The 23,821-nt window shown below is 65.8% G+C and carries 21 protein-coding genes; 19 read left to right on the top strand and 2 right to left on the bottom strand.

Going from position 1 to position 23,821, the window contains the following annotated elements; all coding sequences use genetic code 11:
- Window positions 1-92: 92 nt before the first annotated feature.
- From IEX24_RS09245 to rbfA, 7 genes are all read left to right on the top strand, one after another.
- Window positions 93-1,133, top strand: coding sequence for a 3-oxoacyl-ACP synthase III (locus IEX24_RS09245; RefSeq protein WP_188677218.1), 1,041 nt, complete (start codon window positions 93-95; stop codon window positions 1,131-1,133).
- Window positions 1,133-4,132 carry an alpha/beta fold hydrolase gene (locus IEX24_RS09240; RefSeq protein ID WP_188677215.1) on the top strand — a complete coding sequence of 1,000 codons (3,000 nt, stop codon included), beginning with the start codon at window positions 1,133-1,135 and terminating at the stop codon, window positions 4,130-4,132. Before IEX24_RS09245 ends, IEX24_RS09240 begins: the two co-directional genes overlap by 1 nt.
- A 49-nt stretch (window positions 4,133-4,181) precedes the next feature.
- The gene (locus IEX24_RS09235) at window positions 4,182-5,330 is read left to right on the top strand and encodes an NAD-dependent epimerase/dehydratase family protein (protein WP_188678154.1); all 1,149 of its coding nucleotides are present in this window, start codon (window positions 4,182-4,184) and stop codon (window positions 5,328-5,330) included.
- 137 nt (window positions 5,331-5,467) lie between these two features.
- Window positions 5,468-6,574, top strand: a complete 1,107-nt coding sequence (nusA, locus tag IEX24_RS09230) for a transcription termination factor NusA (RefSeq protein ID WP_188677212.1) — start codon at window positions 5,468-5,470, stop codon at window positions 6,572-6,574.
- Window positions 6,567-6,896 (top strand): YlxR family protein, encoded by a 330-nt coding sequence (locus IEX24_RS09225; protein WP_268236242.1) that lies wholly within the window; start codon window positions 6,567-6,569, stop codon window positions 6,894-6,896. The genes nusA and IEX24_RS09225 overlap by 8 nt, the downstream gene beginning before the upstream one ends.
- Window positions 6,897-6,976: 80 nt before the next feature.
- Window positions 6,977-10,048 (top strand): translation initiation factor IF-2, encoded by a 3,072-nt coding sequence (infB, locus tag IEX24_RS09220; RefSeq protein WP_188677209.1) that lies wholly within the window; start codon window positions 6,977-6,979, stop codon window positions 10,046-10,048.
- 72 nt (window positions 10,049-10,120) lie between these two features.
- Window positions 10,121-10,651 (top strand): 30S ribosome-binding factor RbfA, encoded by a 531-nt coding sequence (gene rbfA / locus IEX24_RS09215; protein ID WP_188677206.1) that lies wholly within the window; start codon window positions 10,121-10,123, stop codon window positions 10,649-10,651.
- An 81-nt stretch (window positions 10,652-10,732) separates the two neighbouring features.
- Here rbfA and IEX24_RS09210 read toward each other — a convergent pair whose 3' ends face one another.
- Window positions 10,733-11,740, bottom strand: a complete 1,008-nt coding sequence (locus IEX24_RS09210) for a ketopantoate reductase family protein (protein WP_188677203.1) — start codon at window positions 11,738-11,740, stop codon at window positions 10,733-10,735.
- Window positions 11,741-11,802: 62 nt separating this feature from the next.
- Window positions 11,803-12,822: an iron-sulfur binding domain-containing protein gene (locus IEX24_RS09205; protein ID WP_188677201.1), complete on the bottom strand. Its 1,020-nt coding sequence runs from the start codon at window positions 12,820-12,822 to the stop codon at window positions 11,803-11,805.
- A gap of 60 nt (window positions 12,823-12,882) precedes the next feature.
- Here IEX24_RS09205 and IEX24_RS09200 point away from each other — a divergent pair, with 60 nt between their 5' ends.
- The 12 genes from IEX24_RS09200 to IEX24_RS09145 all read left to right on the top strand — a co-directional run bounded on the left by IEX24_RS09200 (window position 12,883) and on the right by IEX24_RS09145 (window position 23,767).
- Window positions 12,883-13,509: a nucleoside/nucleotide kinase family protein gene (locus IEX24_RS09200; RefSeq protein WP_188677198.1), complete on the top strand. Its 627-nt coding sequence runs from the start codon at window positions 12,883-12,885 to the stop codon at window positions 13,507-13,509.
- Window positions 13,510-13,623: 114 nt separating this feature from the next.
- Window positions 13,624-14,559, top strand: coding sequence for a tRNA pseudouridine(55) synthase TruB (truB, locus tag IEX24_RS09195; RefSeq protein WP_188677196.1), 936 nt, complete (start codon window positions 13,624-13,626; stop codon window positions 14,557-14,559).
- On the top strand, window positions 14,556-14,924 hold the full coding sequence (locus IEX24_RS09190) for a hypothetical protein (RefSeq protein WP_188677193.1): 369 nt from the start codon (window positions 14,556-14,558) through the stop codon (window positions 14,922-14,924). Before truB ends, IEX24_RS09190 begins: the two co-directional genes overlap by 4 nt.
- A 13-nt stretch (window positions 14,925-14,937) precedes the next feature.
- Window positions 14,938-15,477, top strand: a complete 540-nt coding sequence (locus IEX24_RS09185; protein WP_229715200.1) for a hypothetical protein — start codon at window positions 14,938-14,940, stop codon at window positions 15,475-15,477.
- On the top strand, window positions 15,474-16,403 hold the full coding sequence (locus IEX24_RS09180; RefSeq protein ID WP_188677190.1) for a bifunctional riboflavin kinase/FAD synthetase: 930 nt from the start codon (window positions 15,474-15,476) through the stop codon (window positions 16,401-16,403). Before IEX24_RS09185 ends, IEX24_RS09180 begins: the two co-directional genes overlap by 4 nt.
- Window positions 16,400-17,662, top strand: coding sequence for an MFS transporter (locus IEX24_RS09175; protein WP_188677188.1), 1,263 nt, complete (start codon window positions 16,400-16,402; stop codon window positions 17,660-17,662). The genes IEX24_RS09180 and IEX24_RS09175 overlap by 4 nt, the downstream gene beginning before the upstream one ends.
- A gap of 3 nt (window positions 17,663-17,665) precedes the next feature.
- Entirely contained in the window at window positions 17,666-18,673 is a 1,008-nt protein-coding gene (gene deoC, locus IEX24_RS09170) for a deoxyribose-phosphate aldolase (protein ID WP_188677186.1), read from the top strand.
- A 12-nt stretch (window positions 18,674-18,685) separates the two neighbouring features.
- Window positions 18,686-20,236: an aldehyde dehydrogenase family protein gene (locus tag IEX24_RS09165; RefSeq protein ID WP_188677183.1), complete on the top strand. Its 1,551-nt coding sequence runs from the start codon at window positions 18,686-18,688 to the stop codon at window positions 20,234-20,236.
- Window positions 20,233-21,093, top strand: a complete 861-nt coding sequence (locus tag IEX24_RS09160) for an aldehyde dehydrogenase family protein (protein ID WP_188677181.1) — start codon at window positions 20,233-20,235, stop codon at window positions 21,091-21,093. Before IEX24_RS09165 ends, IEX24_RS09160 begins: the two co-directional genes overlap by 4 nt.
- A 46-nt stretch (window positions 21,094-21,139) precedes the next feature.
- Complete coding sequence (locus IEX24_RS09155; RefSeq protein WP_188677178.1) at window positions 21,140-21,277, top strand: hypothetical protein; 138 nt, start codon at window positions 21,140-21,142, stop codon at window positions 21,275-21,277.
- A gap of 39 nt (window positions 21,278-21,316) precedes the next feature.
- On the top strand, window positions 21,317-22,048 hold the full coding sequence (locus IEX24_RS09150) for a spermidine synthase (protein ID WP_188677175.1): 732 nt from the start codon (window positions 21,317-21,319) through the stop codon (window positions 22,046-22,048).
- Between the two features lie 120 nt (window positions 22,049-22,168).
- Window positions 22,169-23,767: an HNH endonuclease signature motif containing protein gene (locus tag IEX24_RS09145; RefSeq protein ID WP_188677171.1), complete on the top strand. Its 1,599-nt coding sequence runs from the start codon at window positions 22,169-22,171 to the stop codon at window positions 23,765-23,767.
- The last annotated feature ends 54 nt before the right edge of the window (window positions 23,768-23,821 follow it).

The raw sequence follows: 23,821 nt of genomic DNA, 5'->3' as shown, positions 1-23,821 counted from the left end.
GGCTCGGGCGGGCAAACTCCCAAGAAGCTCAACCTAGACTTGAACGATGCATTCAGCCGAGTTTCGGCTGTTCCCGCTTTACGAAGGATTTCATGACCGCTCAGAATGCCACTTTTCGGCATCAGAACTCTGCGCTGCTCGCGGTGAAAGCTCGCCTCGCGCCGCTCGTCGTCACCAGCGAAGAGATCGACGTTCGCCTCGCTGAAGCGCTCACCCGGCTGCGCCTGCCCACGGGCTTGTTGCAGCGGGTCGCGGGTGTCATCTCGCGGCGTAACTGGGATGAGTCGGCCGACGGCGAAGGCCTGACGTTCGACGGCGCTGCCGCCCTCGCCGCCAAAGACGCCCTCGCAGAGGCGAATGTCGACCCGAGCGAGGTGGGGCTGCTCATCAACACCTCGGTGACCAGAAAGCACCTCGAGCCGAGCGTTGCGGTGGGCATCCATCACGCCCTCGGTCTACCCTCGTCGGCCATGAACTTCGACATCACGAATGCGTGCCTCGGCTTTGTCAACGGCATGACGCTCGCGTCGCAGATGATCGACTCGGGCCAGATCAAGTACGCCGTGATCGTCGACGGCGAAGATTCGAACGAGATTCAGGCGAACACCATCAACCGCCTCTCACAGCCCGGCATTTCGCGCAAAGACTTCGTGAACGAGTTCGCCTCGCTCACCCTCGGTTCGGGTGCGGCCGCTGCCGTCATCGGCCCGGCGGATGCTCACCCAGAAGGCCACCGCATCATGGGCGGCATCTCGCGGGCCGGCACCGAGCACCACCTGCTCTGCGTCGGCGACAAAGACGGCATGTTCACCCACACCAAAGAGCTGCTCGCGGGCGGTATGGCGCTGGTGGTCGAGGCCTGGAAAGAGGCCAAGGGCTCGTGGGATTGGCAGAAGATGGATCGCTACATTCTTCACCAGGTCTCAGACGTGCACACCGACTCCATCGTCAAGGCCGCGAAACTCGATCGTAAGAAGATTCCGCTGACCTACCCGATCTTCGGCAACGTGGGCCCGGCTTCGCTGCCGATGACGCTCGCGCTCGAGGTCGAAAAGCTGGTCAAAGGCCAGCGGGTGCTCTGCATGGGGGTCGGGTCGGGCATCAACACGGCCATGACCGAAATTCTCTGGTAGTGCCTGAAGCGCAGGCCTCGCTGCCCCCTGCAGGCTTGCCCGGCCTGAACGATCGCTGGTCGAGGCTCGTCACGGCGCCAGACGGTGAAGGTGTGCCGCGCACCTGGCACCTGCTCGACAATGCTTCTGAACTCGCCGCAGCAGGGCGCACCCCGACGGGCACGATTCTGTGCGTGCACGGCAACCCCACATGGTCATACTTGTGGCGTTCGGTGCTGTCGGCCGCAGTGGATGCTGCCCGCCACGGCTCCTCGCAGGTGTGGCGCGTCATCGCCGTCGACCAGCTCGAGATGGGCTTCTCCGAGCGCACCGACCAGACTCGAACGTTGCCACGGAGAATTGCCGACCTCAGTGCGCTGACGGCAGAGCTGCAGCTCGAAGCGCCGGTCGTGACGCTGGGGCACGACTGGGGCGGGGCCGTTTCGCTCGGCTGGGCGGTCGATCATCCCGAGGTGCTCGCCGGAGTCATGCTGCTCAACACTGCGGTGCATCAGCCCGAAGAATTTCCGCTGCCCGCGGCGTTGCGGCTCGTTCTCCAACGGTCGCTTCTGGCAAACAGCACCGTTCGAACCACTGCGTTTCTCGATACGACGCTGGCAATCGCGCACCCGACGTTGGCTCCGGATGTTCGGCGAGCCTTTCGCGCCCCCTACCGTTCGGCGGCCCGTCGTGCCGGTATCGGCGCATTTGTCGCAGACATACCCGTGGATGCCTTGCACCCGAGTTTCGCCGAACTGACCCGGGTCTCCACCGGCGTAGCTCAACTCTCGGTGCCTGCCCTGATGCTCTGGGGCCCGCGTGACCCCGTGTTCAGCGACCGTTACCTCGGCGACCTGATGGCGCGGCTGCCGCACGCCGCGGTGACGCGCTTCGAGAACGCGGGGCATCTCGTGGGCGAAGACGTGGCGGTGGCGCCCATCATGCTCGAGTGGCTGAGCGACACGTTCGGCGCTGGGGTCGCTGACGGTCTCGGTGATGGTGTGCGAGCGGCCGCGACCGAGAGCGTCGCGACGGGGGGCGCCGACTTTGGGGGCACCCAAAGTGAGGTTGCCACGGCCGCGACTGGGGGCGCCGCGACCGTGCCCGCCTACCGTGCGTTGTGGGAGACGCTCGATGAGCGCGCGCACGATGACTCCGCCGCGGTCGTCGAGATGGCACCGCGCGGCTCCGCGGGCGGCATCCGAACCGTCAGCTGGCGGCTGCTGGCGCGCCGGGTGAGCGAACTGGCCGCCGGGCTCGAAGCCGTGGGAGTAAAGAAGGGCGACCGGGTCTCGCTGCTCGTGCCGCCCGGTGCCGACCTCACCGCGGTGCTCTACGCGTGCCTGCGCATCGGCGCTGTCGTGGTCGTCGCCGACGCCGGACTCGGTGTGAAAGGGCTCAGTCGCGCTGTGCGAGGAGCTCGTCCGCAGCACATCATCGGCATCGAAAAGGGCTTGGCGGCGGCACGCGCGCTCGGCTGGCCTGGCCAGAAGATCTCGGCGCCCACCCTCTCGCGCACGCTCGCCGCGGCTCTCGGAGTGAGCCACTCGCTGGCCGACGTGATGCGCCTCGGGCAGGCGGTGCTGAGTGCGCAGCGAAGTGTCTCGTCACGACCGGCTGCCGCCGAGCATCCGGAGCCGGCGTCTGACGACGCTGGGCTCGCCGCTGCTGCCGGGCCCGCGAGGCTCGTGGATGACGACGCTGGGCTCGCGGCCGCGGCTGTCGCCGAGCATCCGGAGCCATCGCCTGACGACACTGCGGCCGTGCTCTTCACGTCGGGGTCGACCGGGCCGGCCAAGGGCGTCGTGTACACCCACCGGCAGCTCAGCGCGCTCGTGGGGTTGCTGCGTGAGCGCTTCGACATCAGCGTCGGCACGGGGCTGGTGGCGGGTTTCGCGCCGTTCGCCCTGCTGGGGCCCGCGCTCGGTGCAACTTCGGTGACTCCCGATATGGATGTCACGTCGCCCAAAACCCTGACCGCCACCGCAGTGGTTGCGGCCGCCCACGCGGTCAAGGCGACGGTGGTTTTCGCCTCACCGGCGGCGCTCGCCAATGTGCTCGCCACGTCGGGCGCGCTGACCCTTCCGCAGCGCCGAGTGCTTGGGCGAGTGCAGACTGTTCTCTCGGCGGGAGCGCCGCTGCCTGTTCCACTGCTCGAACGAGTTCAGACGCTGATGCCTGAGGCGAGCATCCACACGCCCTACGGAATGACCGAGGGCCTGCTGATGACCGACATCACGCTCGGCGAGATCGTCGAGGCCGAGCGCGAACACGACGCCGAGGGCGAACAGCCGCCGCTGAAACGCAGTGAGCGCGTGAGCGTGAGCGTGCATGCTGTGCGCGACGAGAATGCTCCGGATGCCCGAGATGTTCCGCTGGGCGGCGTGTGCGTGGGGCGCCCCGTTGCGGGTGTGCAGATTCGCATCAGTGCGCTCGACGAACTCGGGCACGCAAACGGCCCCCTCGAAGAGTCTGTCGGAGTCACGGGCGAGATCGTCGTATCGGCGCCGCACCTGAAAGACCACTACGACCAGCTGTGGCTGACCGACCGCGAGGCGACTCGCGGCACGCCGAGCGCCGCGGATGCGCCTGCGCCCGCGCCCGCCCGCTGGCATCGCACCGGCGACGTGGGCCACTTCGACGCCCGCGGCAGGCTCTGGGTCGAAGGCCGTCTCGTGCACGTCGTGACCACAGCAACCGGTGTTGTGACGCCCGTGGCGCCCGAGCAGCGCATCGAGCGCCTCGCCGCAGTTCGCCGAGCCGCGATCGTGGGCGTCGGGCCCGTCGCAACCCAACAACCCGTCGCCATCATCGAAACTCGTGAGCGCACGAGAGCCGCCGGGCTCGCGCCGACCGCGCTGGTGACCGCGGTGCGCGCAGCGTCGAAGCTCGACGTGGTCGCCGTTTTCGTGGTGCCCGAGTTGCCCACAGACGTTCGACACAACTCCAAAATCGACCGCGCGGCACTCGCCAGCTGGGCGAGCGACATGCTGGCCGGTCGCAGGGCTGGCAGGTTGTGACGTCGTGCCGACGCCCACGAGTTCTGCACTTCGCGAGAACACGCCTGCCATGAAGGTGCTCGTCACTGGGGCGAGTGGGATGCTCGGCAGAACCGTTGCGATCGAAGTGCTAGCCCAGGGCCACTCCGTTCGCACCTTTCAGCGCGGAGCCAGCGGCCTCGACGCTGGTGGCTCAGCCGCGGTCAGTGGCTTGGGAATGGCTGGTGGCTCAGCTGCGGCTAGTGGCTCAGCCGCGGTTGGTGGCTCTACCGAGTCGGTCGAAGCAGACTCCGCGGGGGCTCGTGCCGCGACCGGGTCGACACGATTGGCCGAAAGCGAAACCACGAGAGCGGGTGTGGCCAACGTCGAGGATTGCCGCGGGTCGCTGACCGACCGAGAGGCGGTGCGGGCTGCGGTCTCGGGGGTCGATGCGGTCATCCACCTCGCCGCGAAGGTATCGATGGCCGGGCGACGCGAAGACTTCGAGGCCGTGAACGTCGAGGGCACACGAACTTTACTCGCCGAGGCCAGGGCTGCCGGAGTGAGCCGCTTCGTGATGGTGTCGTCACCCTCGGTGGCGCACGCCGGATTGGCCGTGGTCGGCGACGATGCTTTGCCGGCCGACCCCGAGCGTGCGCGCGGCGAGTACGCCCGGAGCAAGGCCGCTGCCGAATTGCTCGCCCTGGCTGCTGACGAGCAAAGATTCGCCGTGGTGGCCGTTCGACCGCACATCGTGTGGGGGCCCGGTGACACGCAACTCATCGAACGAATCGTCGACCGATCGCGCCGGGGCAGGCTTCCGTTGCTGAGCGGTGGCCGGGCGCTGATCGACACGACCTACATCGACAACGCGGCCACCGCGATCGTGGCGGCGCTCACTCGCGCTGAACTCGTGCACGGTCAGTCGTATGTCATCACGAATGGTGAGCCGCGAACGGTGGCCGAGTTGCTCGATGGAATCTGCCGGGCGGCCGGGGTGCCCGGGCCGCGTTTCAGTGTTCCGGCAGCGCTGGCCCGTGAGGCCGGCGGCCTGATCGAGGCCGTCTGGAACCGTCGCAGCCATGCCGACGAACCGCCGATGACCCGGTTTCTGGCCGAGCAGCTCTCGACCTCGCACTGGTACGACCAGCGTCGCACGCGCGCAGACCTCGATTGGCGGCCCATGGTGAGCCTCGATGAGGGGCTCGAACGGTTGGGCGACTGGTACGGGCATCCGTAGACCGGCGTAAAAGCTGGTACCGGGTTCACCATTCTCGGCTATCCTGGGTAGCTGGGCTGTGCGGCGCCATGCGCTGTCATGCTCACCAGATTTCACCCATCACCCGAAACTGAATACAGAAAAGAAGGAGGCCGGCCGTGGATATCGACCTCAGCGTGCTCAAGCTCATGGAGCGAGAGCGCGATATACCGTTCGACGAACTGGTACACATCATCGAACAGGCGATTCTGACCGCCTACCTGAAGCACACCGACCAGGGTGAGCATGCCGCCGCGTCGCACGCTGCTCCGTCACACGGTGCCGCCGAATCTCATGCTGCTTCGTCGCACAGCGCTTCGTCACACGCTGCTTCGTCGCACACCGCTTCGCAGCACAGCGCAGACGAGCCCGCCAAAGCCCGCGTTCACCTCGACCGCAAGACCGGCCACGTGAGCATCTTCGTGCCCGAGTACGACGACGAGGGCGCCGTCATCGGCGAGGCCGAAGACAACCCGAGCGACTTCGGCCGAATCGCTGCCTTCGCCGCCAAGCAGGTCATCAACCAGCGTCTGCGTGACATCGCCGACGACGCCGTTCTCGGCGAGTTCAAAGGCCGCGAGGGCGACATCGTCGCCGGTGTCATTCAGCAGGGTCCGAACCCGCGCATGATTCACGTCGACCTCGGCAGCGTCGAGGCCATCATGCCGCCAGAAGAGCAGGTCGCCGGCGAGACCTACACGCACGGCAACCGCATTCGCGTCTATGTCACGGCCGTGGCCAAGGGTCTGAAGGGGCCGCAGATCACGGTCTCGCGCACGCACCCGTCGCTCGTGCGCAAGTTGTTCGCACTCGAGGTGCCCGAGATCGCCAACGGTCTCGTCGAGATCGTTTCGCTCGCTCGCGAGGCCGGTCACCGCACCAAGATCGCGGTTCGGGCGACCGAGCCCGGCATCAATGCCAAGGGCGCCTGCATCGGCGAACTCGGCCAACGCGTGCGCGCCGTCACCAGCGAACTCGGCAACGAGAAAATCGACATCGTCGACTACTCGGATGATCTGCCGACCTTCGTGGCGAACGCCCTCTCACCGGCCAAAGTCACCAGCTCGTTCGTCATCGACGCGTCGCTGAAAGCGGTTCGCGCGCTCGTTCCCGACTACCAGCTTTCGCTCGCCATCGGCAAAGAAGGTCAGAACGCCAGGCTCGCGGCCAAGCTCACCGGAGCGAAGATCGATATTCAACCCGATTCCATCCTTGAGGGTGACTGAGATCGCGGGTGCTAGAATAGAACCTGTAAGAACGTGTGTCGGGTGCCGAGCACGTGCCGAAAAGTCCTCATTGCTCAGAATCGTTGTGCAGAGTGGGGTCAATGCCCAGGGTTCAGTCTTAGTCGCCGATGAGGCGGCTGTTCTGCTAGGGCGCGGTGCGTACATCCACCCGACGCTGGTGTGTTTTGAGAAAGCTGTGAAGCGCAGGGCCTTCGGCCGGGCATTTCACATCGACCCTCATGACGGCACGCCACTTGATACGGCCAACCTACAGACAAGGCTGAACGGCATTGTGAACAAAATGAGCTCACCAAATGAGTGACAACTAATGAGCGACTCGAAATGAGTTGCGCACGTAGCTGAGGTCGTCCCTGTTCGGGGAGGGCCCGAACAAGGAGAATTGTGGCAAAACCACGCGTACACGAGATCGCAAGCGAGCTCGGTGTCGACAGCAAGGTCGCTCTGGCCAAGCTGAAAGAAATGGGTCAGTTCGTCAAAGGCCCATCGTCAAGCATTGAACCACCCGTCGCCCGTCGCCTCAAAGAGGCGTTGCAGGCGGAAAGCGCTGCCGCGAAGGCGACCGCTGGTGTTGGTGCAAGTGCGAGCAGTGCTGGGTCGGCTTCGGTCGGCTCTGGCTCTGCGTCAGGGTCTGGTTCCGTAGCCGCGGCTACGGCCGTGCGCCCCGGCACCCGCCCTGGCCCGGCTGCTCCGAAAGCCCCCGCTGCTCCCGCGTCGTCGTCATCGGCGACACCGGCAGCGAGTGCACCCGCCGCTTCGGCAGGCTCCGCAACCGCGACGACGGGCTCGACCGCCGGTTCATCGGCACCGCGCCCGTCGACCGCCGGTGGCTCCGCTGCTCCTGCGCGTCAGGGCGGCGCTACCGGTCAGAACGCTCCGGCTGCACCCGCTCAGGGTGGCGCACGCTCGTCGGCTGCCTCTGGTTCGGCCAGCAGCCCCGCCACGAGCACTTCGGCGGGCACCGCTGGTGCGGCATCCACCGCGCCGCAGGCACCCGGTGCCGCATCGTCGGCCACCGGATCGGCTTCTGCCGCAGCTCCGAGTGACGGTTCTGCGCCGCGCCCGAGCAGCGCACCGCGCCCCGGCGGCCCCCGCCCCGGTAACAACCCGTTCGCTTCGAGCCAGGGAATGCAGCGCCCCGGCGCCCCGCGCCCGGGCAACAACCCGTTCGCCAGCCAGCAGGGCATGCAGACCGGTGGCCAGGCTCCGCGCCCCGGTGCTCCTGCAGCGGGTGGCAACACCCCGAGCAACATTCCTCGCCCCGGCGCACCTCGCCCGGGTGCACCTCGCCCCGGCGCCCCGCGTCCCGGCGGAGCAGGTCAGGGCGCTCGCCCCGGCGGCTTCGGTGCACGCCCCGCGGGTGCCGGTGGCTTTCGTCCTGGTGGTGCCGGCGGCGCTCGCCCGGCCGGTGCCGGTGGCGGCTTCCGCCCCGGTGGCGCTCCTGGTGCAGCCGGCGGTAACACGTTCGGTGCTCCGCGCCCCGCAGCGGGTGCCGGTGGCCGTGGCCGTGGCCCCGGCGGTGGTACCGCAGGTGCCTTCGGTCGTGGTGGCGGTCGTGCCAAGGCTCGCAAGTCGAAGCGTACGAAGAGAGCAGAATTCGAGCTCAGAGAGGCTCCGTCGCTTGGTGGCGTGAGTGTGCCTCGCGGCGATGGTTCGACCATCGTCAGACTGCGCCGCGGAGCATCCATCACCGACTTCGCCGACAAGATCGACGCGAGCCCGGGCAACCTGGTGACCGTGCTCTTTCACCTCGGTGAAATGGCGACGGCAACCGAGTCGCTCGACGAGGCCACGTTCGGTGTGCTCGGCGAAGAGCTTGGCTACAAGATTCAGATGGTTTCGCCTGAAGACGAAGACCGCGAGCTTCTGCTCGGCTTCGACATCGACATCGATGAAGAGCTTGCAGAAGAGACCGACGAAGAGCTCGAGATCCGCCCGCCGGTCGTCACCGTCATGGGTCACGTCGACCACGGTAAGACTCGCCTTCTCGACGCCATTCGTAACGCGAACGTCGTCGCTGGTGAAGCCGGTGGCATCACCCAGCACATCGGTGCCTATCAGGTCATCGCCGAGCACGAAGGCATCGAACGCGCTATCACCTTCATCGACACACCGGGTCACGAGGCGTTCACCGCCATGCGTGCTCGTGGTGCGCAGGTCACCGACATCGCGGTGCTGGTTGTCGCGGCCGATGACGGCATCATGCCGCAGACCATCGAGGCGTTGAACCACGCTCAGGCGGCCAACGTGCCCATCGTTGTCGCAGTGAACAAGATCGACGTGCCCGGGGCCAACCCGGCGAAGGTGCGCCAGCAGCTCACCGAGTTCGGCCTCGTTGCCGAAGAGTACGGCGGAGACGTCATGTTCGTCGACGTATCGGCTCGCAACAACACCAACATCGACAAGCTGCTCGACGCCGTTCTGCTCACCGCAGACGCGGGCCTCGACCTGCGGGCCAACCCGAACAAGGATGCCCGAGGGGTTGCCATCGAGGCGAAGCTCGACAAGGGTCGCGGTGCGGTTGCTACCGTGCTCATTCAGTCGGGTACGTTGCACGTGGGTGACGCTATCGTCGCCGGAACGGCCTACGGCCGAGTTCGGGCGATGCACGACGAGAACGGGGTCGCGGTTCTCGCGGCAACACCGTCTCGCCCGGTTCAGGTGCAGGGTCTGTCATCGGTGCCTCGCGCCGGCGACACCTTCCTCGTCACCGAAGAAGACCGCACCGCCCGCCAGATCGCTGAGAAGCGTGAAGCCGTCGAGCGCAACGCTTTGCTGGCCCGTGCCCGCAAGCGCATCTCGCTCGAAGACTTCACCAAGGCGCTCGAAGAGGGCAAGGTCGAGTCGCTCAACCTCATCATCAAGGGTGACGTTTCGGGTGCTGTCGAAGCACTCGAAGAGTCGCTGCTCAAGATCGAGGTCGATGACAGCGTGCAGCTGCGCATCATCCACCGTGGTGTGGGTGCTGTCACGGCATCCGACGTCGACCTGGCGACCATCGACAACGCCATCATCATCGGGTTCAACGTGCGCCCCGACCCGAAGGCCCGCGAACGTGCGGCCCGCGAGGGTGTGGATGTTCGGTTCTACTCGGTCATCTACAACGCGCTCGAAGACATCGAGAACTCGCTCAAGGGCATGCTCAAGCCCGAGTTCGAAGAGGTGCAGTCGGGTGTTGCTGAGATTCGCGAGATCTTCCGTTCCTCCAAGTTCGGAAACATTGCGGGTGTCATCGTACGCTCGGGAACGATCACCAGAAACGCCAAAGCTCGCGTCATTCGCGAGGGTGTTGTGGTGGGAGACAACCTGGCCATCGAGTCGCTGCGTCGCTTCAAAGACGACGTCACTGAGGTTCGTACCGACTTCGAAGCCGGTATCGGCCTCGGCAAGTTCAACGACATTCAGATCGGCGACGAGATCGAGACGATCGAGCTGAAAGAAAAGCCGCGCGTCTAGCGGTTGCCGTACTCGGCGGGGCATTCTGTAGGTCAGGATGCCCCGCCTTTTCTTCTAAGAAATGAGACTGTCATGGTTGACGAAGCCAGAGCCCGCAAGTTGGCCGACCGCATCAAGGTCATCGTGGCCAAGAAACTCGAACGCGGAGTCAAAGACCCGCGCATGGGTTTCGTCACCATCACCGACGTTCGGGTGACGGGCGACCTGCAGCACGCGTCGATCTTCTACACGGTGTACGGCACCGACGAAGAACGTGCCGACAGCGCCGCCGCCCTGAAATCGGCTACCGGCATGCTGCGCACCGAGGTGGGTAAGAACATCACCTCGCGCCTCACGCCGTCGCTCGAGTTCATCGCCGATGGCGTTCCGGAGAACGCCAAACTCATCGACTCGCTGCTCACCGAAGCACGCAACCGTGACGCCGAGGTCGAGAGTCTGGCGAAGCAGGGTACGTACGCCGGCGACGCTGATCCGTACGTCAAGCCGCGGGTCATCGTCGATGAGAGCCTCGACGACTTCGACGACGAGGCAGACGACGGCGACCTCGATGACGAGCTAGAAGCGCTCGATGACGCGGGCGACAAGGGCGACGCGCCGGCCTAGCCCGCGCGAACTCGCCTGCTTGACGCTCGCGGCTCGTCAAACGCGGCTGCGCGCACGGAGGCGTTGCCCCCTGCGCACACGTTAGCGGCGCACTGCTGTTGCCACGTGCTCGGGGGTTGCGAATGTACCCGCGCGCTCCACCTCGTGCACGAGCTCGACAAGTGTGCGGTTGATCGGCGCCGACCGGCTCGCGGCGGCGGCCTGCGCTACCACCGCCCCATTGAGGTAGTCGATCTCGGTGAGCTGCCCGCGGCGGATGCTCTGCAGCGTCGACCCCGGATTCGGTGTATCACCCATTCTGCGAGCCATCAGCCTGGGCAACCCCTGGCCGAGGGTGATCGGCGCCACTGAGAAGGCGCGCAAGAGCGTGTTGCTGAGGCCTTGCAGCGAGACGTACCGCGTTCCGAGCGCGAACCCGGTGCGCACGGCCTCGCGCATGCTCGCCGTCACGATCGGCAGCAGAACTGGGCTCGAAATCGTCTCCTGCACGCTCAAGCCGGTGATCGCGGGCATCGCGTTGACTTGGTTGATGATGAGCTTGGTCCACTGCGCGCCACGAAAGTTCGTGATGGCGCGCGCCGGAATGGCCTCGGCGAGCGTCGCGGTGGCCAGGGTGAGAGCGGCAGTGAGAGTCGAGTCGGACGCACCATGGTCAGCCCCGAGAAACGTCTGGCCTGACGCGGTAATGGTGACCGCTCCCGGTGAAAGGTAGCTTGCTGCGTAGAGGGCGAGCGCGCCGATCCAGGTCGCCTCGGGTAGCGCGGAGCGCGCCGTGTCGAGCGACTCGAGACCGTTCTGTACGACGACGATGGGCAAGCCCCGCAGAACGTCGGCGTTCGCCAGAATGGCCGATCGGGCATCCTGAGCCTTCGTCGTGACGAACGCCAACTGTGGTCGCACGGTCAAAGCCTCGTGGGCTGTGACGTCTGCAACGTGGTCGCCCCAGGCTCCGGTGAGGTGGATGCCCGACCGCCGAATCGCGTCGAGATTCTCGCCTCGTGCGGTCAGCTCTACGGTATGCCCGGCACGATGCAGCGCGGCTGCGATGCTGCCCCCGATGGCGCCTGCGCCGACGATTCCGATCTGCATCAGATCAGGCTAGCTGGTCGGCAGCGTGGCCCGGTCGGTCGACCGATGTGCATCGGGCGTAGCTAGCTGGTCGGCAGCGTGAAGCCGTCGGCGGTGAGTGAAGCGAGGCCGTCGGCGAGCAGGCCGGCCAGGGCGCGGTCGAACTGCAGTCGGTCGGGCCAGAGCGCACTGAGCACCGCGTGCGACACCGCCTCGGGGTGTCGGGCGCGCAACGCGGCGAGAATGAGGCCGCGCACCTGCCGGTCTGATCCCTCGAACTTCTTCTGAATCGTCTTGCGCTTGCCGGTGAACTCGGGATAGCCGGCGGCGCGCCAGGCGCACGACGCGCGTAGGGGGCAGAGCTCGCACTTCGGTGCTCGAGCCGTGCAGACCACGGCGCCGAGCTCCATCATTCCGGCGTTGAAGGCGCGGGCATCCGTTCGGTCGGTAGGCAAGAGTGCCGCCATTTCGGCGAGATCACGTTTGCCGTTCGGCGGCCCGGGCTCGGCATCACCCTGTACGGCACGCGCTATGACGCGGCGGATGTTCGTGTCGACCACCGGGTGCCGGTCACCATAGGCGAAAGCAGAAACCGCTCGGGCGGTGTAGTCGCCGACTCCGGGCAGGGCGAGTAGGGCATCCACCTCGCGGGGCACGATGCCGCGGTGGCGTTCGACGATGGTGACGGCTGCCGCGTGCAGCCAGAGTGCGCGGCGCGGGTAACCGAGCGACTGCCAGGCGCCGACGGCATCGCCGGGGGAGGAGGCGGCGAGGGCGGCGGGAGTGGGCCAGCGCTCGAGCCACTCGGCCAGGCGCGGAACGACGCGAATCACGGGGGTCTGCTGCAGCATGAACTCGCTGACAAGCGTGCCCCAGGGGGTGAAGCCGGGTCGGCGCCACGGCAGATCGCGGGCGTTCTCGGCGAACCACGAGATCACCGCCCCGGCGAGGTCGGCCGGATCGCTCGACTCCGCGCGATCGGCTGAGCTGACGCGACCGCTCGATCCTGCGCGACTGCTCGAATCGGCGCGACCGGTTGAACCTGCGTGACCGCTCGAACCTGCGCGATCGCTTGTCTCGTCTTCGTCGCCGCTGCCAATCATCTGCACCAATCTAACAAGGCCACGCGCGCCTCGCGCCGCCACCGCTCGTAGACTGAACGCATGGTCTACCCGCCCACCCCTCGCAGCGAGTTTCTCGATGCTCTCGCCGCTGAGATTCTGCACAACTACGCCAAAGGCCGTGTGCTCGTAAGCGTCGACGGCGTCGTCGGCGGCCGGGCATTCGCCGACGACGTGGCCATTGCCCTGAGCGAGACCGGGCACGCCGTGTTTCGCGCTTCGCTCGACGACTTTCAGAGGCCGCGTGCCCTGCGCGTCAAGCGCGGAGCACACTCGGCCGAGGCCTACTACCTCGACTGGTTCGACTACTCCGCGTTTCTGCGCGTTCTCATTCAGCCGTTTCGCATGGGTGGCAGCGCTGGGTTCATCACGGCCAACTTCGACGCTGCCCGCGACATGCCACGCGAGTCGCGCTGGGTGACCGGCCCGCAAGACGCCATTCTCGTGATCGACGGCCCGTTTCTGCAGCGACCCGAGCTGCGTGGCAACGCGAACTTCATCGCCTACCTCGAGACGCCGGCCGAAGCGCTCGGCGCTGACCTCGATGCGCAGCTGGCCGGCGCCGCGACGCTCTACGAAGAAGCGGTCGGCCCGCGGATGCTCGCCGACGCCATCATCTCGGCCGACAACCCCGCTGCGCCCACGCGTCTCTTCGCCGACCGCTGCTGACTGCGTGACGCCCCACCCGCCGACAACAGCCACCCAGCGGCAACAGCCATTCGGTGGCCACCGCACGCGTCGGCCACAGCAGTCACACAGCTTCGGGCCTGTTAGCGTTGCCTTGTGACTTCTCTGGGCCCCGCCAGCGGCATTCTGCTCATCGACAAGCCCCTCGGCCTCACCAGCCACGATGTCGTGGCCAAGACCCGCCGAGCCGCTGGCACTCGTAAGGTCGGCCATGCCGGAACCCTCGACCCCCTCGCCACCGGCCTCCTCGTTCTGGGCGTCAACAGCTCAACCAGGCTGCTCACTTACGTGGTCGGGCTCGACAAAGAGTACGAAGCGACGATTCGCTTGGGTGCAGGCACGACCACCGACGACGCCGAGGGCGAGCTCGTCAACATCGCGCCCCCCGGCGCCGTCGAGGCTCTCACACCTGAGGCCATTCGTGACGGTCTGACGGCCCTGACCGGCGCGATTCTGCAACGCCCCAGCTCGGTGAGCGCCGTCAAGGTCGACGGCCGCAGGGCCTACGCTCGCGTTCGCCTCGGTGAGACGGTGGTTCTGGATGCCCGCCCGGTGACCATCTCTGCCATCGACCTGCTCGCCGACCGCCCCGCCACCGACGCGTCGGGCGCCCCGACCCTCGACCTCGACGTGCGCGTCACCTGCTCATCGGGAACCTACATTCGTGCCATCGCCCGCGACCTCGGCGAAGCTCTCGGCGTCGGCGGACACCTCACCGCTCTACGGCGCACCCGCATCGGGCCGTTCACCGTGGCGCAGGCGCAGACGATTGAGAACCTCGACCCCGCGCGCGATGTGCTGACCCCCGCAGAGGTAGCGGCTCACCTGTTCACCGTCGCGAACCTCGATGCGCAGCAGTCGGCCGACCTGCGTAACGGCAAGAAGATTCCGTTCGATGGCCCGAGCAAGTCCACCATCGCCGCGATCGACCCCGAGGGCAGCCTGATCGGACTGTTCGAGGTGCGGGGGGGTGTTGCGCGCGTGCTCGTGAACTTTCCGCCCGACGCGCAGGCCGAAAGCGCCGCCTCATGATCTTCTGGTTCTCGTACATCCAAATCGCCGTCGCCCTACTGGCCGGCCTGTTCTGCGTCATCTCGGGCTTCGCCGGCCGCACTCCGAACGACTTCACGCTCGGCTCGACGGCCCTCGTCGAGGTGCTGCTGGTCGTGCAGTTCGTGGTCGCGCTCATCGCTCCGGCTGTCGGCAACCCGCCGCACGGCGACGTGCTCACCTTTTACGTGTACATGATTTCGGCCCTCCTGCTGCCAGCCGCCGGGGTGTTCTGGGCGCTCATCGACCGTTCGAAGTGGAGCACCGTCGTTCTGGGTGTCACCTGCCTGGCCATCGCCGTCATGGTGTTTCGCATGAACGAAATCTGGCTCACTCAGAACGTCTAAACTCGACAGTGTCATGCCATCGACCAACGCGCCCTCAGAATCGATACCCCCCGCGTCGAAATCTGCTGCATCCACCGAAAAAACGGTTCGCCCTCGAGTAGCGGGCATCGGCCGAGTGCTTGTCGTCGTCTACGCGATTCTCGCCCTCGGTGCCTTCGGCCGTTCGCTCGTGCAGATCACCGAGCAGTTCAGTGACGCACCACTGGCCTACACACTCTCGGCCATCTCGGCAGTCGTGTACATCGTCGCGACCATCGCCCTGGTGGCCCGAGGTCTCGTCTGGTACCGCATCGCTTGGGTGACCATCTCGTTCGAGATGCTCGGCGTTCTGGTGGTGGGCACGCTCAGCTGGATTCAGCCCGACCTCTTCGCCCACGCCACCGTCTGGTCGTATTACGGCGACGGCTACGTCTGGGTGCCGCTCGTGCTGCCGTTTCTCGGCATGATCTGGTTGTCGAAGAACAAGCCCGTGCGCGCTGCTGACGTGGCTAGCACCAAGGCTGACACCGAGCCCACCGAGCCCACCGAGCCGACCGAGCCGAGCGCCTCGTGAAGGTCTTCACCGACGTCTCTGAGATTCCGGCCGACTTCGGCCCCTCTGCCGTTACCGTCGGCAAGTTCGACGGAGTTCATGAAGGCCACCGGGCCGTCATCAACGAGCTGCTCGGGGTGGCAGAGCGCGATCACCTCACCTCGGCCATCGTCACGTTCGACCGGCACCCGGCCCGCCTGCTCAAGCCCGCAAGTGCGCCCATCGCCTTGGTGGGCAACGACCAGAAGCTCGACTTGCTCGCTGCCACGGGCGTCGACGCGACCCTCATGCTCACCTTCGACCACGACATGGCGTGGCTGAGCCCGCGAGAGTTCGTCAAGCAGATTCTCGTCGACGGGCTGCACACCCGCATTGTTCTGGTGGGCGCCGACTTCCGTTTCGGGCACAAGGGCGCGGGCAATGTGGATGCTCTGCGCGAGTTCGGCGCAGAATTCGGCTTCGAGACCAGACTCATCCCCGACGTGAAGCCCACTTCAGACCGCCGAGTGTCGTCAACGTGGATACGCGAGTTACTCGCCGAGGGTGACGTGTTGCACGCGACCGCGCTGCTCGGGCATCCACCCGCCGTTCAGGGTGAAGTGGTGCACGGGGCCAAACGCGGCCGCGAACTCGGCTTTCCCACGGCGAACCTCTCGCCGCGGTCTGAGGGCCTGATTCCGGCCGACGGCGTGTACGCGGGCTGGCTGACCGACGGCGAGACGCGCTACCCCGCGGCCATCTCGGTGGGCAGCAACCCGACCTTCGAGGGAGTTCCGCCCAAGCAGGTGGAGGCGTACGTTCTCGACCAGACCATCGACCTGTACGATCACGTGGTGCTCATTTCGTTCGCCGACCGCATTCGCGGCATGGTGAAGTTCACCGGAATCGAGCCGCTGATCGAGCAGATGAACAAAGACGTAGAGCAGGTCAGAGAGCGTCTCGCGTGACGACGCTCGCGCCGCGGCCCCTCGGGGCCGGGCGTGCGCTTGCCCTGTTCGGCGTGCTGCTCGTCGCCGTCAACCTGCGCACGGCTGTCGCGGCGCTCTCGCCGATTTTCGCAGCCATCAGCGTCGATGTTCCGCTCAACAGTCTCTCGATAGGCGTGCTCGGCACGCTGCCGCCACTGTGCTTCGCCGTGTTCGGGCTGCTGACGCCGCTCTTTCAGCGCCACCTCAGACTCGAGTCGCTGCTGCTGATCGCGCTTGCCGCGATGGTGCTCGGCGACGTCGGTCGCGGGCTCTCTGGGTCGTACTGGATGCTCGCTGCGAGCAGCGCCCTCACCTTTGCGGGTATGGGAACGGGCAACGTTCTGCTGCCACCACTGGTGAAGAAGTACTTTCCCGACCGCATCGGGCTCGTCACTTCGCTGTACGCCACGGTGATGGCGCTGTTCTCGCTGCTGCCGCCGCTGATCGCTGTGCCGCTGAGCGACGCCACCAATTGGCGCGTGTCGGTCAGCATGTGGGCCGTCTTCAGCATCATTGCGGTGCTGCCCTGGATCGGCCTGCTCGTGCGCGATCGGCGCGCCACGCCGCAGGCGAGCGTGACGACCGTTGAGGGGGTCATCGAAGAACCCGATGCTCTGATCATGGGCCGAGCCTGGCATTCGGGCCTTGCCTGGGCGCTCGGCATCATGTTCGGCATCACCTCGCTGAATGTCTACGCCATGTTCGCGTGGCTGCCCGAATTGCTCGTCGATAACTCGGGCGTCACCGAAGCGCAGGCCGGAACGTTGCTCGCACTGTATGCCTCTGTGGGCATACCTCTTTCGCTCGTGGTTCCCGTTCTCGCCGTGCGTTTGCGCAGTATCTCAGTGCTGGTCTGGCTGGGCGCACTGTCGTACCTCATCGGCGACCTTGGGCTGCTTCTCGTGCCGGCAACAGCGACCTGGGTGTGGATCATCTTCGCCGGCCTCGGCCCGCTGCTCTTTCCGCTCTCGCTCGTGCTCATCAATTTGCGCACCCGAACGCAGGCCGGTTCGGTGGCGCTCAGCGGTTTCATGCAGGGCGTGGGCTACCTGATCGGCGCAATCGGCCCACTTCTTGTGGGTGTTCTGCATCAATTGACAGGGGAATGGACGCTGGCCTTGGTGTTTCTCCTGGCCACGGTTCCGATCATCCTCATCGCCGGTCTGATTGTCGCACGGCCCCGGATGCTCGAAGACGGCTGGCACCGGGGCAGGCCCCGTACTTCGCCGTACACTTGATCGGTGAGTATTGACAGAGTTGTAAGCGCCGCCTCTCGGGCGATCGAGGTCGTGGGCGGCGACCTCACCGAATCGAGCCTGAAACGGTATCTAAACGGCATTCCTGGGGTTGATGCGGTGGGTCTCGAGGCCCGGGCGGCCGATCTCGGCAGCCGGTCGATCAAGACCACCTCGAAGGCGTGGGCGCTCGACACCATCATCTCGCTCATCGATCTGACCACGCTCGAAGGTGCAGACACACCCGGCAAGGTTCGATCGCTGGTGGCGAAGGGTCTGACGCCCGACGCCGGTGATGTCAGCTGCCCGAGGGTTGCGGCTGTGTGCGTTTACGGCGACATGGTGCCGTATGCGGTCGAGGCGCTTGGCGCGTTTCACGGCGACTCGGTCGAGGGTGGCATCAACGTTGCCGCCGTCGCAACGGCCTTTCCGAGCGGGCGAGCCTCGCTCGCTGTGAAGCTCGCCGATACGGCCGATGCCGTGGCCGCCGGCGCCGATGAGATCGACATGGTCATCGACCGCGGCGCCTTCTTGTCGGGCCGGTACGGGCAGGTGTTCGACGAGATCGTTGCGGTGAAAGAAGCCTGCCGCCGTGCCGATGGCAGCTATGCGCACCTCAAGGTGATACTCGAGACGGGCGAACTGAACACGTACGACAACGTTCGCCGGGCATCCTGGCTCGCCATCTTGGCCGGGGGAGACTTCATCAAAACCTCGACCGGAAAGGTCGCGCCAGCCGCAACTCTGCCCGTCACCGTACTGATGCTCGAAGTCGTTCGCGACTGGTACCGGCTGACCGGCGAGAAGATCGGCGTGAAGCCGGCCGGCGGCATCCGCGCTTCGAAAGACGCCATCAAATACGTGGTCGCGGTCGCCGAGACAGCAGGCGAAGAGTGGCTGCAGCCGCACCTCTTTCGGTTCGGGGCATCGAGCCTCTTGAATGACGTGCTGCTGCAGCGGCAGAAACTCGCAACGGGTCATTACTCGGGCGCCGACTACGTGACCATCGACTGAGAGACGCAACACATGTCATTTTTGGAATATGCTCCCGCACCCGAATCGACGGCGCTGCTGAACCTGCAGTCGGAGTACGGCCTGTTCATCGACGGCGAGTTCACGGCCGGCTCCGACCCGACCTTCGCCACCATTTCGCCGGCGACGGAGAAACACATCGCCACCATCGCGTCGGCCTCGGCGGGCGATGTGGATGCTGCGGTGAAGGCCGCGCGGGCCGCCTACGACACCACGTGGTCGCGCCTGTCGGGCCGTGACCGGGGCAAGTATCTCTTTCGAATCGCGCGGCTCGTTCAAGAGCGTGCACGGGAGCTTGCCGTGGCCGAGAGCCTCGACAACGGCAAGCCCATCAAAGAGAGCCGCGATGTCGATATTCCGCTGGTCGCCGCGTGGTTCTTCTACTACGCAGGGTGGGCCGACAAGCTCGATCACGCCGGGCTCGGCGCGAACCCGCGTGCCCTCGGCGTGGCGGCTCAAGTGATTCCGTGGAACTTTCCGTTACTCATGCTCGCCTGGAAGATCGCGCCGGCACTCGCAGCCGGCAACACCGTGGTGCTGAAGCCGGCGGAGACAACGCCGCTGACCGCGCTGCTGTTCGCCGAGATCGTGCAGCAGGCGGGGCTGCCGGCCGGCGTCGTGAACATCATCACGGGCGCGGGGGAGACTGGCCGTGCTCTCGTCAACCATCCCGATGTGAACAAGGTCGCGTTCACCGGCTCGACATCAGTCGGGCGTGAAATCGCCAGGTCGCTCGCCGGTACGTCGAAGAAGCTCACGCTCGAGCTCGGCGGCAAGGGCGCGAACATCGTGTTCGACGATGCGCCCATCGATCAGGCTGTGGAGGGCATCGTTCGCGGTATCTTCTTCAACCAGGGGCATGTGTGCTGCGCCGGGTCGCGGTTGCTGGTGCAAGAGAACATCCATGATGAGGTGGTCGAGCGCCTGAAGGTTCGGTTGGGCACGCTTCGAGTGGGTGATCCGCTGGATAAGAACACCGACGTGGGGGCCATTAATTCGGCCGAACAGTTGCAGCGCATCCGGCAGCTTTCTGACATCGGTGAGGCTGAGGGTGGCGAGCGGTGGAGCCCCGCCTGTGAGCTGCCGTCGGAGGGATTCTGGTTCGCGCCCACCATCTTCACCAACGTCGCGACGAGCTCGCGCATTGCTCGAGACGAGATTTTCGGGCCGGTGCTGTCGATTCTGTCTTTTCGAACGCCTGCCGAGGCCATCGCCAAGGCGAACAACACACCGTATGGGCTTTCGGCTGGCATTTGGAGCGATAAGGGCAGCAAGATCTTGGCGGTCGCCGACAAGCTGCGTGCCGGGGTGATTTGGGCGAACACGTTCAACCAGTTCGACCCGGCGAGCCCGTTCGGCGGGTACAAAGAAAGCGGGTACGGCCGGGAGGGTGGCAAGCAGGGGCTAGCGGCGTACTTGGCGCCGGCTTCGAGCGCTTCTGCTTCAGTCGCTTCTGCCTCGGTGGCTTCAGCTTCAGTGACTTCTGCTTCAGTGCCGGCATCGTCGTCACGGTCTGTGCGCGCTTCGAAAGGTGGCAAGAAATGAGCCGACTGGCCGTTTTGAAGACATACAAGCTTTACATCGGTGGTAAATTTCCGCGCAGCGAATCAGGGCGTGTCTACGAGGTGCTCTCCGCTTCGGGCGACTTTCTCGCCAACGCGGCGAAGGCGTCGCGAAAGGATGCCCGTGACGCCGTTGTGGCCGCCCGATCAGCTCTCTCGGGCTGGTCGAAAGCGACAGGGTACAACCGCGGGCAAGTGCTCTACCGCATCGCGGAATTGCTCGAAGGTCGTCGGGCGCAGTTCATCGACGAAATCGTCTCCGCCGAAGGCGTGTCGGCAGCTGCTGCGGCGGCGCAGGTCGACGAAGCCATCGACCGGTGGATCTGGTACGCCGGCTGGGCCGACAAATACGTGCAAGTCGCGGGCAACGCCAACGCTGTATCGGGGCCGTTCTTCAACCTGTCGGTTCCGGAGCCGACCGGTGTGGTCGCTGTAATCGCGCCCCAAGACTCGTCATTGGTCGGGTTAGTGAGCGCGGTCGCTCCGGCGCTCGTTGCCGGAAACACGGTGGTGGTCGTCGCGTCTGAGCGCCTGCCGCTTTCGGCCATCAGCCTGTCTGAAGTGCTCGTGACGAGTGATGTGCCTGGGGGAGTGGTGAACATTCTCACCGGGTCGCCCGCCGAAATCGCACCGTGGCTCGCCTCGCACGCCGACGTGAACGCGCTCGACCTCGTGGGCGCTGGGTCGCTCGATTGGGTTTCGCTGCAGATCGCCGCGGCTGAGACGCTGATGCGGGTGTTTGCGCCAGAGAACGGAGCTGATGCTGCGGCGCCGTCGCTCGCGCGCGTCACGCAGTTCACCGAGACGAAGACGGTGTGGCACACGAAGTCGCTGCTCTGAAACGTCTTTGTTCGTGACAGATGCTCAGTATTGCTAAAGTGGGCTGATGTCAGCGCACTCATCAACGCCCACGCCACGCCTCGTCATTTCTCTTTCGGTTAGCGCACAGCACGCCGAACTGTTCTGCACTGACGAGGCGGCGCAGACGTTTGTGCTGACCGTCGACGAATTTCCGCAGTCTTAGGTTTCGCTGAGCGACCCGGTTGCGCTCGAGTTCGGCTACGTGCGTCACATCGCGCGGGTTGTCGATGCGTGGGCGCCGGCCGGGCATCCGCTCGCCGGTGCACACCTAGGAGCCGGCGCGCTGACGTTGGCGCGGTACATCGCCGCCACGAGGCCCGGGTCGATGCAGTGCGCGGTGGAGCGCGAGCGGGAGCTGCTCGAAGCGGTCTTGCGCGAGGTGCCGTTGAACGCTGAGGTCACTCTTCTATTCGGCGATGCGCGCGAGATCGTCGACTCGTCGCCTACCCCGGCGTGGGGCGCTTCTTCGCGCGATGTGACGGTTATCGACCTGTGGGCCGGCGCGGTGATCGGTGCTCGCGTCGCGAGTCTCGAGTTCTATCGTCGTGTCGCTGAGCGGGTGAGTGACGACGGGTTTGTGGCCGTGAATCTGCTTGACGGCCCGGGCTTCGAGTACTCCCGCAGGCAAGCGGCCACGCTGCAGGCGGTGTTCGCCGAGGTCGCCGTCGTTCTCGACGAGCGGATGCTCGGCAACACCGAACTCGGCAACGTCGTCGTTCTGGCGTCGAATCGGCCGGGCGCGTTCGCGGGCTCGGCGTCGTGGTTCGGTGGGGCATCCGCTAGCTCGGCTCGTGAGCCCTTCGTCATCTCGCGAGATCTCGAGCGTTTCATCGCTGGTGCCGCCATCGTCACCGATGCGACTGCGTGCGACTCGCCTCCGCCCGACGAGTCGCACTTCAACGAGCACCTCGGGCGCCCGTTCTTCGCCGCATAGACCTACTCGGTCGGCGGCTTCGGGGGCATGGTTCCCACAGTGTTACCTCCTTTCATGAGGGCGGTCTTCAAGTATAGGCGAAGTTGAGTGAATGTCAGTGGTTGGTGTTTGACTGTTGGTATGAAAAAAACCAGCTCTTCTCCGATGTCTCAGGGTGATGGGATGCGCGCGCTTATCGGCTCGATTGAGGTGCTGTCGGGGTGCCGTGCTGCCGCGCCCAATGGGCTTGCCGACGGGCTGGTGGCTGGGTTGTCGGACTCGGATGCGTTGGCTGGTCTGGTTTTGGTGGAGCGGCTGGGTAAGTTGGTTGATGCTCTGCGGGTCGAGTTCGCTTCTACAGTGGATGCCCGGTGTGAGGTGTCGCGAGGGGACGACCGTCTGACGGTGAGGCTGGGTTTCGCGACGGTGCAGAAGCTTCTCGCTGCGCATACGGGTACGTCGGTGTCGACGGCGGCTGACAGGGTGCGGCTGGGCCGTCGTATCCGCACGGATATGTCGCTCGTTGGGGTGCCGAATCGGTCGCGGTTCCCCCGTGTGGAAGAAGCCCTCCGTACTGGTGTTCTTGGTGTGGATACGGCTGAGGTGATCACCCGGAAGCTGTGGCAGGTCGCGAAGACCACCGGGTACTCGGAGGAGCTCGGGGCGGCGGAGGAGTATCTCGTCGCGGCGGCGGCACAGTCGGCGGGTGGGCTGGGTTTCTCCGCGGACGAAGTCGGTGTTCTCGCGGGGAATCTCCGCGACCGTCTTGACCCGGACGGGGTCGAACCCCGCGACGCCGGCCTGACCGAGCAGCGCAGCCTCAGGTTCGTCACCCTGCCGTCGGGGATGGTGAAGATGATCGGCCTGCTGCCACCCGAAGACGCCGCATCCTGGCTCGCGATCGACGCCGCCACCCAAAGCCCACGGGTGCGGCCGTCGTTCCGTGCTGACCCGGAACCGAGTTCTGAAGGCGCAAACGATGAGGCTGGCGAGCCGCCGATCGACCCTGTGTTCGAGGATCCGCGTACTCGGGATCAGAAATGTTTAGACGTTTTCACTGATGTGATCCGGAGGGGTGCGACGTTGCCTGATGTGCCCCGTGTCAACGGTGCCGCCGCAGTCGTTTCGGTGCATGCTGATCTTGAGGACATTGTTGCCGGTCGCGGGGTGGGCTGGGTACCCGGCATCACCGAACCATTACCCGCGTCGAGTGTGCAGCAGCTGCTCTGCCACGCCGACACGATGACCACGGTGTTCGGTGAGGGCGGCCAAGTGCTCTGCCAAGGCAAGAAACAACGCCTGTTCACGACCCGGCAGATTCAGGCCATGGCGGCCCGGGACGGCGGATGCGTCTGGCCAGGCTGCGACAGGCCACCATCGTGGTGCGAAAGTCACCACACCGAACCGTGGACCTCACAGGGCTACCTCCCTGGCCGTACCGATGTGGACCTCGGCGTGCTGCTCTGCCATTTTCACCATTCCGTCGTACACAAAACGGGGTGGACGCTGGTCATGATCAGCGGCGCACCACACTTCATCCCACCCGACTGCCTCGACTGGACACGCACCCCGAGACCCGCAACCCAACAACGCACCCGCACACGGCTGAAACCGCTGAAACTCGCCGACCTCCCCAAACGCACAGAACCCTGGCACCGCACCCCGAGCCCCGAGGGCTACGCCGCGAGCAACACCGCCGCTGGCACCCGCGCGGCCAACCCCGGCCGCGATACGCCATGACCCGCACGAGCACAGAACTCTGCTTTCGCCCGGGCCGGGCGGCGATAGGCGGTG

The organism is Subtercola lobariae (assembly GCF_014640255.1).
In the GTDB taxonomy this organism is placed as follows: domain Bacteria; phylum Actinomycetota; class Actinomycetes; order Actinomycetales; family Microbacteriaceae; genus Subtercola; species Subtercola lobariae.
This window is presented reverse-complemented; position numbering and strand designations above follow the sequence as displayed.